This window comes from Nostoc sp. DedQUE09 (assembly GCF_034530915.1).
GTDB lineage: Bacteria > Cyanobacteriota > Cyanobacteriia > Cyanobacteriales > Nostocaceae > Nostoc.
On the sequence record NZ_JAVRCE010000037.1, the window covers coordinates 41,777 to 55,345 of the forward strand.

Genomic DNA, 13,569 nt, shown 5'->3' on the forward strand with positions numbered 1-13,569 from the left:
TGATATTGAGTTTATAAATATACAAATACCAGAATGAAAATCGAAACGTTTTTGCACTAGATTCAAAGCGGATAAAAATCGTTACGACAATAGTATTCCCACAAGAAAGGGTTAAATTCGTAACAGAGGTTCATTCAACGTCTTTACATCAAATAACCTGTTTATATTTCACGCCTTTGCATTCCCCTCATTGCAGCCTTGAGTTTACCCACCAAAGTTTTCATCGCCGATTCCTGTGGCTGGCGCGCTACAGGTTTTTGTTGTCCAAAGCCGTCAAACAATTCATTGAGCTTAACCGTAAAGCCTAAGTACGCGCCTCCCGCAGAACGTGTGCCAGAAAAATCTCGGTCATCAACTTTCCCAAAAACGTAACCAGCCGAAACGCGCAGGTTAGGTGTGAGGTAGTAGCCTGTTTCCAGAACAAAGCCTGTCTCACTGTAGCTAGACTGACTAATTACACGAGCCTCACCCACCAAATCCCAGCTATATCCCAAACGATAGGTAGCGCGTACTTGGGCCAGATTTGCTGTGCTAGTACCGACTAAATCGTTAGCTATGTAAGAGGTACTGTTACGCAAAGCATACTTCCCGTAGAATTCCCATTGCCAGTTAGGAGCATAAATCGCTTCTAAAGCAAAGGTATGGTCTTGAGAACCCGTACCACTTCCTAACAGAATAGTGTCAGGGATGGTTGATGGATTTTGGCGATATTCATAACGCAATAAAGCATTAAATTTATCGCTATTGGGGTCGCGGTAGGCTAAACCCAACTTGAGGTTAGCGGTATCTCCCAATCCTGAAAGCTTTTGATTGGAAGAACCAGCTTGTTGATAACGTACTAAAGCTGTGAGAGCCGGAGAAATTTTACCCGCAGCACCTGCGGTAATTACTGTATTACTACCACCAGAAGAGGAACGATGTTCATAACGGACGCTGGCTTGAAACTGCGGATTATCACTGTATTCCAGTCCTACACTGTAGCTATCGCCACCATCAAATCCGATCGCAGATGCTGCTTGACCAAAGGCGTATGGTTGGGCATATTGTTGACCCGCCAAAGTGCGTCCGAAGAAGTTGCCAAATACGTGTTCGTAAGCAACGTTCAATCGCAATCCCGAAGCAATAGTCCAACGGTTATTTATCCCAATTGCTCCTTGAGTAGTCATTTCGTTAGCACCACCCAAAATTGAGTAACGACCAGTCAAGGTAGTATCCGAACCGAGTTTGTGTTCGCCGTTGACACTCAAGCTAGTGATGGAATTACCCGAATATTGACCGCTACTGTAATACTGTTGGGCCAGACTGACGTTGACACCAGGAATTACTGCCCAATTCAACCCTAAGATGGTACGGTCTGGGTAAACAGTATCTTTTTGGGAAGATAAACTTAGTTCATTTTGGGCTTGAAAAGTCAGGTTTTTAGCAAGAGGAACTGAAAAACGCGATCGCAGTTGATCGGAATTACTACTTAGGGTACTGTCGGGGATACGGTCTTCCAGACGACGGTGAATCCAATCCAGATCGATAGTGGCGCTACCTAAGCGTTGTTGAATACCAGCAGAAATCGTCGTCAGTGAATTATTAACCTTACTACCAGGTATCGCCTCATAACGCGGTGCAAATAGTTCTTCAAAGGTGTCTAAGGGTTGGGGAGCAATCCCAAAATTGTCTTCGTGGTCGTATTGCGCTCTGACGTTGGTAGTTGAGGTGAGTTTAGCTGTAACCTGCGCTCCATAACGGGTTTGTCCTGGGACAAAGCTGATAGTGGCATTATTGGCAAAACCTGTATCAGCAAAGCGATAATAGGCACGACCTTGAATCCCATTAACAATTTTTCCTTCAACTTCTAAACGGTAAGCATCACCTCTGACCTTTCCCACAACATCAGAATCATTGGTGGAATGGGCATATTCTGCGATTAACTTACCGTTGTCACCCAAAGCAATCAGCGCATCTGCACCGTAGAGTTGAAAGTCGCGCACCCCGTGATTTTCTTGAACATAAGTTGCTCCTATCCAACTTTCTTGGTTAAGTTTGCGGGAAAGATTATATTGCAAACGACCAGCATAGATGTTCCCGTCAGAGTCTTCGCTGTCATATTGATAGCTAACAATAATCCGACGCACCAATACTTGTCCAGTTCGATCGATATCGGTGCGAAGAATCGGTTCGCGGAATAATAGAGTACCGCGATCGTAGTCGATTTCGTAGTCTGGGCCTCGGTTAAGTTGTTTGCGTTCTAATACAGTCCCAGGACGATTGAGTTCTTCTAACTCGATAAAGACATTTTCACTACCTGCTTGTAATAGTCTGCGAGAGAGGAAGTAATAACCACTAGTACCATCAGGAGCAATAGTGTCTCGTTGAAATCCTTCTAAGTGGTCGCCATAGAAACCTGTAATTTGGAGGTTTCCTAAGTTGTAGTTAGCTTTAAAACCGTGGAGTTGACGGGTGATAGAAGTAAATTGCTGCGATCGCCGCGCAAATTCTTCTGTGTTATAGTCACCCCACATCGCATAATCAGGATCGAAGCCGGGGGTACGAGCTGAACGCTCAAAACGCAAAAATACGCTATCAATGGAAGGAGCGACTACATCAACTTTCGAGCTATCACCGTAGACAGGATAGTTTTGTTCGCTGAATTGGTAAGTTCTAAACAGGCGATTATCGCAGTTGCAATCTTCATTGAGGCTACGAGAACTGTTGTATGCGCCTGTAAATAACCATTCTCCGATCGCACCAGTGGCAAATATCGCTGAATGGAAATCTAATTGGGTTCCGTTGTTTTTGTCAGGAGGGAGGAAATCACGGAAACTGCCGTAATAATTTGTACCTCTAGCACCCAATCGTAAATCTATGACTCCAGTAACTAAACTCGGACGCAGTGCCGTTTCAAATTGTAGTTGGGTGAAGGCTTCTAAATCATTAGCGATCGCGCGAATTGTGACAGTTTCCGCCTTTAATTGCGATCGCAACGTCGCTGTAAATTGCCCCGCTTTCGCCTCCACTTGAAATCCGGGTTCATCAGGCTTGAAGTCTTTCCCGACTAACTCCCCAGCAGTGGGTATGAGGGTGACAACAGCATCACGATTCGAGCGATTACCAGTTGCATCAATGAGTTGACCCCGGATTGTAGCCGTAGAACGTCCATCCGCAGGGATACGAGACTCAACTGTTTCTAAAGTTAATTGCTGCGGCGCTCCCCGCACTGCAACTTGCACTGTTACAGGGGGTTCTGTTCCCCCAACGACCTGTGCAGAGATGGTGTTTGTACCTTCCTTTAACGAGACACCATACCATGTCTGCGTTACCAAATTGCTGGTAGCATCAGTTTCCGTCCGTCCCACTAAAGAAGGGTCTACCAACGCACCATTTACCCGCAATTCCACTTGACTACCAGCGGGAAACTGCACAATTACCGTGCTAGCTTGTACGTCTACAACACTGTCAGCCGTCGGAGTCAGGATTTTGATTGCTGTAGAGATAGGGACAGTGGGGGACACAGGAAGATTTTCATTTACTTCTTGTCCCTTTGTCCCCGCGTCCTCTACTCCAGCAATTTTGCCTAAGCCTCTAGGCAAATCTACATAAGTTGCTGGTTGAAATGGTTGTATTTCCGTTGGAGAAGCATGAAACAGTGTCTCAGTATCTTTACCTCCGTCGTTCTTGATTCCTACTATTTTGCGTGAGCCACTGGGCAAATCAATAGAAGTTTCTGGTTGAAATGGGTATATTTCTGTTTCACTTGGCTGGATATCTGGAATTTCAGGAGCCGATGCTTTATAAGTTGAGGCAAATTCAAGAGGTGGAGAATCTTGCTCGGAACTTCCCAAGAGATCGGGAGAATTTGAATCTATACTTTTTTCAGCAACTTTATTCCGATCCGCTCGATCTTCAACACCTTTATCGGCTTGCAAATGGGAATCAGGGAAAAGAAGGTTTTCACTAGTGATTTCTGCTTTGACAATTGTCGGGTACAAAACAAGGCAGAGAGCTACTGGCATCGCCCCCATCAATCTCAGGTTAAATGTAGTTATACAGTGCAGTCTGGTTTTCATTTCTTGACTGGCTCCTGAAATGTGGGGGTGACAGCGAAGTTCATGCGTACTAAGCCACCAGGCTCTAAATGCACCAAGCGAGATTGGCTATTTCGTTCGCGGAATTTTTCGTTATGAGCTAGGGTGTAACCCGCTACACTGCTAAGATCTAGTACACCTGTGTGGTATCCAGGTAAGACATTAGCTAAAGAGAACAAACCATTAGGATCTGTAGTGATGCGGTTTCCGTCCTCCAGAAAAATCACCGCATTGGCTACTCCAGGCTCACCACGCTGTTGTTCTCCGTCAAAGTTTTTATCAACAAACACGCGACCAATAATCGTGCCACAGTCAGAAACGATCCCTGGACGAATTTTCAATTGGTGGGTTGCTGGGCCATCCTTAGTACTAAAACGGTTATCAGCTCGTTGACCATTAACGATCGCAGTGTTACGACCAGTACCACGCAGCGCATCAGCTGTTATTTGAGCAGCGTAGGCAATATTCAAGACTTTCTCTGGGGAAATTGTTACGTCTGTGCGGAATGTCACTGTGTTACCGTTGCGTTCTGAAGCGATCGCGACTGGTTGACCATCTAGCTCTCCCTGCACAGATTTCGGTAAAAACTGGAATCCTAAAGGTAGATCGTCGGTGACAAATATATTACTTAAACCAGCATCAGCAAGATTTTTTACCGACAGGCGGTAGATTACCGTATCTCCAGGTTCAGCAGTAGCGCGATCGCCTGTTTTGATAATCTGTAACTGATTGGCTTGACACAAATTTGTAGTGAATTCAAAGGCTAATAAATCCAGTCCCACTGTTTCTGCATTGGGAACTAAAACAACTGTTTGCTCTACCCTGGTTTCACCTGTAAGACTGATTGGTTGACCATCTAAAGAAGTTGCGACATATCGCACAACACCATTAGCTTGTGTGCCATTGTTAGCAAGGATTTCAATCTTGACCCGCCGCTGTTTATAGATAGAATTTGGTGGTGGATTAACTACAAAAATGTAGGTTCTACCTGGAGCAGTTTGACCCTTATTTGGATCGAGTAGGAAATTGTAGACACCCGCAGGGTTATTCGTAACGAAGTAGGGATTACTATTCTCAGTATTCGGTGATTTCCCACCAGGAACGTTGTTATTAGGAATATCTGGTAACTCTGTTCGAGTCAAAGCAACCAAACTGCCCAATTCTATCCCCGTTGGATCGCTAGAGTTGGGTTCGTATACCCCAACTGAAAAACCTGTATAGTCAGGTAAAATCGTCCCAGCGCAACCTAAAATCCGTCCTAATGGATCGAGTAAGGGGATAGGACTAACATTAATTTGCTCAGAACTTCCTTGATATTGATCGTTGCTAGCAGAATCTGTATAAGTATAAGTAGCTTGATTTATTAATGGCACAGACGCAACCAGATTGTTAGTCTGTTGCGCGATCGCTGGCATAGATATAGTAGTATGCAAAAAACTTCCCAGAAGAACAGTAGCTGTTAACCGTCGCCACCAGCTACCGCTAGAAGTAATTTGCTTTTGGTTTTGAGGACGGTTCACCTAACACATCTCCTCTGAAATGTCAAGCTTGTTGTTAATAAAAGCACTTATTTATTCGGGGAAATCCAATTAAGCTAAAACCCTTTAAAAATCTCGTTTCCAGTGGAATCTGAAAATATTCTTGATTGCGGCTCTTTTTCGAGTTAGCAAGGCGGCGTGTGAATCAGCGCACTTGGGTTTGATAAGTTGCCTTGACTGTTGTCTTCGCTGCAAGTGATGGAATCTGCAAACGGATATGAGTGTAAGCAATGGCTGGTGCTGGTTTTGTTTCCACTTTGCCGCCAGGAAGAGTAACTTTAACCGTCGGATTTTCAACAAAGCTACGCCCACCATCAATGCTGTAAATAACTTTGGCATTGTTGGCGACATTGGTAGAATTCAGCACGTAGACCATTCCTTTAGGAATAGGTTGATTAAAAATCAAATTTTTCACCGGGCGATCGCTCTGATTTTCGCCACTCAAGGTATATCGCAATACATCTCCTGGTCGCACCACAACTTGACCTTTCAAAGGTTCCCATTTCTGGCTTTGCTTACCCTGCTGATCCTTTGCCACTACTTGCTTTTCTGCTTCTAAACGCAGTTGTATTTGCCCTTGAGTTTTGATATTCTGAGCAACAGCACTTCCTGAATGCCATACATTTGCGATTCCCGGAATTTGACCGATAAAGGGAACTGTAGTAATGAGAGCGAATGCTCCTAAACCTGCAAGAGAAACACGCTTCATATAAATAACCTCAAAAAACTTCCAGAATGTGAATTGTTGACTTATCTTTCCCAGCTTTTGGTAAGAAAAAGTCACTCTCCTATTTGCTTGCTGTTTGGGGGTGGGGATAAGGTCAAATGGTTCGCAGATTCTTTAAGTCTGCGAACTTCAGAGTCCTCAATCCCAACGAATTAGTTCACCTTGCGTTGGAAGGTAAATGTTCTTTGAATACCCGGTGCGATCGTGCCTGTTACACTATCTACATACTTGGTGACATCAGTGTTTACCGTAGTTCCAGTTTGATCTATGCCAGAGCTAGTAGCTGGATTACCACTGTAGAATTGGATGGTTGCAGTTCCAGAATCCTTCGCTGAACCAATAATGTTGCTAGTATCAATTTGACCACTGCTATCATTGTCTCGCGCCCAGTTGTTGGGGCTTTGCGTACCATCTTCAGTAATCACAACTTTGTTAGCATTCAAAATCACATTCCCAGTTCCAGATTGAGGATCGGAAATATTTGTGTATTGAATTTGGTACTCAATAATGTTTCCTGGTGCAGGCTTCTTCGCATCGGTACTGAATGTGCCATCATTTCCCTGGACTACAGGCCCAGTTCCTTGTAAAACTCGCGACACTTTCAGCAGTTTCAGGAAACCAGTGTAGACGCGATCAATAGTGATATTGGATGAATCAAAGATATTATCGTTGCCAGTATCCTTAATTCCATCACCGTTGGTGTCCGTCGTGTAATTGTCAATCGAAGCAGTGATAGGTACTGGGAAGCCTCTATTAATATCAGTAGATAACTGCGTACCTGGAGGTAAATCAACTTCTACACCATAGTTGATACTTGCACCAGGAGCAACGTTGGGGATTGTAATTGCTGTACCAGGTGTTGTAAACACTCCCGTTGCACTATTGTAAGTATAAACAGCAGACTGACTACCATAAGTAATAGTCACCTTCGTATTATTTGGCAAATCTCCTATATTTGTTGGTTTAGTTGGCTCTATCTTCAAAACACCTGAGTCAGTACCACTATTCTTAACAGTGTTGGTGAAGCCAACTGATTGTGGATCAAGTGTACTACCAGGCGCTGTACCAGCAGGAACGAGAGAAGATTTATTAGTGAAATCATCGTTGGTCAGGCCTGATGGCCCAGTAGCATCCGGTGCATTCTGTGGCCCGTTGAGTAACGCCGAAGTAACAGGTGCTTGCACTGTGAAGACGTTCGCCTCACCACCTGTACCAGTACCGCTGTTGTTATTACCCGTGTCAGTTCCAGTTTCTGGAGTTGCTGGAGTGTTAATATAGCCATCATCAACGCTACCGGGCGGTAGAGTATCAGGAATACCATCACCGTTAGTATCTGTACCCACAGGAGGTGTCATACTGCCTGGGGAACCGTCATAATTGCTGGGATTTTGGTCGCCAGATTCGTCGTAAACTGGTAAGTTGCTAGTAGGCGTTTGACCAAACAATTGAGCGATATTGGCGACAGTTAAGGGTGAAGTTGCAGTTGATTCAACGGCTAGCTGAATCGAGAAGCCATTTACAGTTGTACCAGGAGCGATGGAAGTAATAGTCGCTGGATTATTGATAAAACCAACGCGAGTGACTGAGGCCAAAGAGGCTGGTGCTGTCGTAGTCCAACTAGCTGTATTAGCATTAGTTCCAATTGGAGTGGTGGTATAGACAGTTTGCCAACCAGGAGGCGCAGTTGGCGCTACTGCTAAATCTGTACCCGCAGGAATCGCATCAGAAACCAAGATATAAGTGCCAGCAACACCATTAACATTGATGCTTGTACCCGTCAAAGCTGCTGGTGTAATTCCCTGCCCTGTGGGATCGTTGGACTCAACTCGTAAACTCAAATCATAGGTCAGCTTGTCATCTGTAATTTGAGTCGTGCCAGCATTGTTATAGCCACTGCGAATCTTGAGAATGGTGGCTAAAGTATAGGTTTTCACCGTTAAACCAACTTGAATTTGATTGGTGGCGCTAGCTTCCCGCGTACCATTAACTGGTGTGCCAGCTACTTCACCAACAACACTACCATCAGGATTATCTACGGTATAAATGTCACCACCGTCTGGATTTCGCAGTTGATTTTGAGCATTACCAGGAGTATTACCAAGGGTAACGGTAATTATGTCATTGGTTTGAGCGCCAGCCTGTACGGTAACTGGCACACGCACCAATACCGTACCACCAGGCGAAACCGAGGGTGTGAATACCTCAGTGCTAGTGATATTTTGCCAGGTTTGACCACCGTCAATACTATATTGCAGGCTATTAGCTATACCACCATTTGGTAATGTGCCAGAAACTGTACCTGGCCCAGTTGTTGTAGCTAAGTTAGGAATCCGAAATTGGGTGGGGTCGTTACCTACGTTCGTCAAAGTGTAGGTGTAGATGAGTAAGTCACCAACCTGGACTGTTGTATTGGTAGGACTAGAAGTGGCATCTGTAACACCAGACGCACTAACAGTGATACCAGCAACCTCTGCCACGGTGACAACGACAGTGTTAGAAGTGGCATTTATAGTTGTCCCTGGACTGTTAGGATCTTCGTAGGTTGCTGTTGCAGTGTTACTGATAGATGTACCCGCAGTCGTTCCGTCAGCTAATACGGGTGCGAGAAATTGGAAAAGGCTACCAGTTAATAATGCTGTTGCTACTAGAAATTGGTAAAGTTTACGCTGCTTATTTACGGATTGATTTCGACTTTCCATATAAGTAGTTTGTCTGCTGAACTTGTATCTTGGATTTTGAGACAGGATAAAGTTCGGCAATTCCCTTTAAGGAATTACCGATTATGGCTGCCCAAAACTTCAACGTTTTGGGAATGTATATTTAAGGAGTTAAATTATTGACACTCCTGGGAAATTATATTGAGACAATAACCAGAAACTACTTGTCTACTTGTTTTACGCTTACCCTTGAGAATCAAGACTGGCAATCGCAAATATGTATAATTTATTACTGTATTTTGCCTAGTTAGAGATGTAAATAGCAATGTAGCTTTTAAAGCAAAAAAAATCTTCCGTATAAATAAGTAACTTCTTAAGCTATGAATGAGTGCATCAAAGTTGAAAAATTAACTTTATTTTGGCAACACACATAGCAATCTCAGTGGTTTGATTCAGATGGTGAAAACACTAAAACTTATATATAAAAGTGTTTTTGAGTCTTTGTTATCAGAAATATACACTGCTCTGGAGAGTTATTTAGATAAAAAAATTGAAGGTTAACTAAGCGATTTAAATCGCTTAAAGAGGATAGCAATTTGAATAAATGCATTTTTGTCATAAAAAAATGCAGTTCAATCATATAATTTTACCGTGTTAATGCTGACTAAGAGCAGCTATTTTATTTTTTAATAACGTTAATAATGTACGTGTAAATACTAGAAATAGAGATTACTAGTATTAAAGTTTTACAAGAATCATTCCTCTCAATACTAAACATACCCGACATTTTTAGTCGGGTATGTTTGACTGGTATTTTTGCTCGTGTTAGTATCAGGCGACAAGTGACGAGACAAACAGGGAAAGCTAGTTTATGACTCAGGCAATCAAAACCCAAACCCAAACCCAAACCAGCACTGCCTACTTTCAAGCCTTGAAGTGTAAGGAATGTGGTGCGGAATATGAACTCAAAGCCAGTAATGTTTGTGAGTTATGTTTTGGCCCGTTAGAAGTTAAATATGACTACAACGCCCTACGTCTGACTGTCACTCGTGAAACAATTCAAGCTGGTCCCAATTCAATTTGGCGCTACCGTCCCTTTTTGCCTGTCGCAACTAACAATGTTATAGATGTGGGAACTGGTATGACTCCCCTAGTTCGTTCCCACCGTCTTGCTCGTCGCCTGGGTCTAAATAAGCTTTATATAAAAAATGATGCCGTGAATATGCCCACCCTAAGCTTTAAGGATAGGGTGGTGTCAGTCGCTCTATCCAGAGCGCGGGAGTTAGGTTTCACTACTGTTTCTTGCGCTAGCACTGGTAATTTAGCAAATTCTACAGCTGCGATCGCAGCTCACGCCGGTTTAGACTGCTGTGTGTTCATCCCCGCAGATTTAGAAGCCGGTAAAATTCTCGGTAGCTTGATCTACAGTCCCACCCTCATGGCCGTCAAAGGCAACTACGATCAAGTTAATCGTCTCTGTTCGGAAGTTGCGAATACACATGGCTGGGGTTTTGTCAATATTAATTTGCGTCCTTATTACTCTGAAGGTTCTAAGACGCTAGGTTTTGAAGTTGCGGAACAATTAGGCTGGGAACTACCCGATCATGTTGTTGCTCCTTTGGCATCTGGTTCGCTCTTTACAAAAATTTATAAAGGGTTCCAAGAATTTGTCGAAGTTGGTTTGGTAGAAAACAAGAGCGTCCGTTTCAGCGGCGCTCAAGCTGATGGTTGTTCGCCTATCGCCCAAGCTTTCAAAGAAGGACGCGACTTTATTAAGCCAGTCAAACCGAATACAATTGCGAAATCACTAGCAATAGGTAATCCAGCAGACGGTATTTATGCTGTGGAGTTAGCTCAGAAGACTGGTGGTAATATTGAATCAGTCAATGATGCCGAAATTATTGATGGCATCAAGTTGCTGGCAGAAACCGAAGGCATCTTCACAGAAACGGCTGGTGGTACAACTGTGGCCGTGCTGAAAAAACTGGTAGAAGCTGGCAAAATCGATCCAGATGAAACTACCGTGATTTACATCACAGGCAATGGTTTGAAAACCCAAGAAGCAATCCAAGGCTACGTTGGTGAACCCTTGACGATTGATGCGAAACTCGATAGTTTTGAACGTGCGCTAGAGCGATCGCGTACTCTGGATCGCTTGGAATGGCAACAAGTCCTCGTTTAGTTAGGAGTTATGAGTTATGAGTTTTTTATTCATGACTCCTAACTCTTAACTGTATTCCTCACTTTTAACTCTTCACTTCTCACTTCTATGGCTGTAACAGTTTTAGTTCCTACAACTCTTCAGAGTTTTACTAATAATCAAGCTAGTCTAGAATCTAACGGTAGCACCATTGCTGAATTGTTAGACTCCTTAGAACAAAGCTTTCCTGGTATTAAATCTCGGTTGTGCGATGAAGAAGGCAAGCTACGCCGATTTGTAAATTTTTACGTCGATAGCGAAGATATCCGCTATTTAGATGGTATTAACACAGCCTTGAAAGATGGCGATGAAGTCAGTATTGTTCCTGCTGTTGCTGGTGGTTAATCCTGAAAACATCTACCTAGAATTTAGTAAATGAATACATTTAGGCTTGCCGCGAGTGGCAGGCTTATTTTTATTGGTTTCAAATTCAGTATATTGAAAACTTTTGTAAATGATTTTAACAGCAACTATAAAAGATGAAAATATAGCATTGAGCATAAAAGGAGATATGTTGATTGTTTAGACCAAATTTATAACATTTCCCTATAAATTAATCTCTGCATCTTCCAAAGTTCTGAGCGCTGGCTTGCAGTGCATCCTGTACTAAGGGGCAGAAGCTTCTTATTATGTGAAACTAAAATTAAAAACTAAAAGTACTCCGCAAAATGCCGACAGTAACTGAGTCACTATCTGGTGTGTTACCAGGCTGGATAAGATGAATTATCCCTGGCGTAACACTGATATTATTTGTTAGCTGGAAACGATAAAATGCCTCAATTTGAGTGGTCGTACCTGGTTGTCCACCCGCTCGTCCTAAACCTGTATTGATAAAATCAGGGACATTATTTCCTACTGGTAAGTCGCTACTAGTGATTTTAGGAGGTTGACCGACATAAATTCCTCCTAAATTTCCTTTAGCAAATAAATCAGGAAAATTCATGAACACCATATAATTTGTCGTTTCTACACTTCCCGATTGCCCAGGAATATAAGATTTAGTATAACCACCCCACGCACCTGCGCTAATGCGGGGAGAAATTTGCCAAGTGAGAGTCGCACCCACCGCGTTAGTTTGTAGTGGTGCTGATTTTCCGGTAGCGGTATTAACTGTAGTTAAGCACTCATCACCAACAAAGGTTAGCAAACAACCATCTGAAGCGTAATTGTTAACGTAATATAAACTTAAATCTAGAGTATCAGTTGGTGTTAGCAGTAATTGCACGCCTGTAGTAGTGGTTCCATCAAATAAACCGCTACCTTTACCGGAATTTCCTGGTTGATAACTAGTGTAAATTGCCTGCAAACTAGCGCGTTTAGCAAATTGCCAATCAATAGCTATACCACCGTGACCATATCCCATATTTAAAATTGGGTTTCTTTGGGCAAAATAAGATAATGGTCCTGTTGCAGCACTTTCTACCCGATTGGGGCCTCGGAAAGCTGCTGGCATACTTACGCCTTCTGTTCCTACCATTACTGCTAATTTATTTGTCACCAGCCAATGAAAATTTAGGTCACTTACAATCAAGCTATCTGTAGGAAATTCATAGCCAAGTAAAACATCATTTCGGGAAACACTATTGGTAAATCTAGGTGTAGTTTTTCCGTTACCATCTAAAAGACCTGTAAACAAGTAACTACTGGGAGTGATTTGACTAGTTAAATACAGCTGTGCCAGAGATATAACATTAATATTTGTCCCTGCATCATCTGTATCCTTTTGTCCATCTCTAGGATTAACATCACCACGATTGTTAGTTCGTCCTTGAATGCCAACTATTAGTAATCCACTAAGTTTAGTTGTTGTTGAGAATTGGTTGGCTTCAATTTCAGCAGTTTTTGCTTCTAAATTATCGACACGACCCCGCAAAGTTGCTAATTCAGGAGCAAATTCTGACTGTAATTTTTGTAATGTTGCTAAATCTTCACGAGTGACTAAATCGTTGGTGGCTGTAGTGATTAATTCGTTGACTCTATCTAAACAAGCATTTACACCCGCAGCAAATTCATATCGAGTTAAGGCGCGATTACCGCGATAGCTGCTATCTGGATAACCTGCTACACAACCATAACGTTCTACCAAAGACTGCAAGGCTTGGAATGCCCAATCGTTGGGTTGTATATCCTTGAGTTGAGATACCGATGTAACTTGAGCCATCGGTTCTTCTGGGGAGAGAGAGGGGGATGAGGGAATAATATTATCGCTCTTAACTCCTATCTCCTGAGTAGTTTCTGGATTGATGTACTCTTGTGCTAATGATTTTTGTGCAACTCCATTTATTCCCGCAATTAGTAACGATGCGAGCATCCAGGTTTTGCGATGACTGCGGCTAATAAGTCTACCTTTCAATTTTTTACACTCTGCTCA

7 protein-coding genes are annotated in these 13,569 nt (G+C 43.0%); 2 read left to right on the plus strand and 5 right to left on the minus strand.

Annotated elements, in window-relative coordinates:
- Positions 1-161: 161 nt before the first annotated feature.
- The 4 genes from RMY27_RS21870 to RMY27_RS21885 all read right to left on the minus strand — a co-directional run bounded on the left by RMY27_RS21870 (position 162) and on the right by RMY27_RS21885 (position 9,040).
- Positions 162-4,058 (minus strand): TonB-dependent receptor, encoded by a 3,897-nt coding sequence (locus tag RMY27_RS21870; RefSeq protein WP_322666734.1) that lies wholly within the window; start codon positions 4,056-4,058, stop codon positions 162-164.
- Positions 4,055-5,491 (minus strand): hypothetical protein, encoded by a 1,437-nt coding sequence (locus RMY27_RS21875; protein WP_322666769.1) that lies wholly within the window; start codon positions 5,489-5,491, stop codon positions 4,055-4,057. Before RMY27_RS21875 ends, RMY27_RS21870 begins: the two co-directional genes overlap by 4 nt.
- 268 nt (positions 5,492-5,759) lie before the next feature.
- Positions 5,760-6,323: a hypothetical protein gene (locus RMY27_RS21880; protein ID WP_322666736.1), complete on the minus strand. Its 564-nt coding sequence runs from the start codon at positions 6,321-6,323 to the stop codon at positions 5,760-5,762.
- Between the two features lie 170 nt (positions 6,324-6,493).
- Positions 6,494-9,040: a hypothetical protein gene (locus tag RMY27_RS21885; RefSeq protein ID WP_322666738.1), complete on the minus strand. Its 2,547-nt coding sequence runs from the start codon at positions 9,038-9,040 to the stop codon at positions 6,494-6,496.
- A gap of 829 nt (positions 9,041-9,869) precedes the next feature.
- On the opposite strand from RMY27_RS21885, the gene thrC reads away from it, so the two are divergent.
- Both thrC and RMY27_RS21895 read left to right on the plus strand, forming a co-directional pair.
- Positions 9,870-11,180, plus strand: coding sequence for a threonine synthase (thrC, locus tag RMY27_RS21890; RefSeq protein ID WP_322666740.1), 1,311 nt, complete (start codon positions 9,870-9,872; stop codon positions 11,178-11,180).
- An 87-nt stretch (positions 11,181-11,267) separates the two neighbouring features.
- Entirely contained in the window at positions 11,268-11,543 is a 276-nt protein-coding gene (locus RMY27_RS21895) for a ubiquitin-like small modifier protein 1 (RefSeq protein ID WP_322666742.1), read from the plus strand.
- A 298-nt stretch (positions 11,544-11,841) separates the two neighbouring features.
- Here RMY27_RS21895 and RMY27_RS21900 read toward each other — a convergent pair whose 3' ends face one another.
- Entirely contained in the window at positions 11,842-13,509 is a 1,668-nt protein-coding gene (locus RMY27_RS21900; protein ID WP_322666771.1) for an iron uptake porin, read from the minus strand.
- Positions 13,510-13,569 lie beyond the last annotated feature (60 nt).